At 72.2% G+C, this 255-nt stretch carries 1 pseudogene; it reads left to right on the top strand.

From position 1 onward, the window contains the following. Window positions 1-227: pseudogene (locus QMX80_RS19285) on the top strand (methylglyoxal synthase); the annotation flags it as partial. Window positions 228-255 lie beyond the last annotated feature (28 nt).

A 255-nucleotide genomic window follows, 5' to 3' on the forward strand; every position in this document is an offset into this window, starting at 1 on the left:
GCTGGCTGCAGGCCCGGGTCATTCCCTGCCCTCAGGGGGCGGCGTGCACCGTCGCAGCGCTCTCCTGCTGGCACGAGGACCCCCACGTAGCGCGTCAGCACGAGGCGGACATCCAGCTGCTGGAGCGCGCGGTGACGACGGTGAGCGAGGAGGCGGTGTGCATCACGGCGCCGAACCTTGCCGCGCGCTGGGCGATTGCGGCCGGGCAACGGCGGCACCAGCGCTGATCTTGGGGGCGCGGTAAACAGCAACGGC

The organism is Stenotrophomonas sp. PS02297, assembly GCF_029959705.1.
Taxonomy (GTDB): domain Bacteria; phylum Pseudomonadota; class Gammaproteobacteria; order Xanthomonadales; family Xanthomonadaceae; genus Stenotrophomonas; species Stenotrophomonas nitritireducens.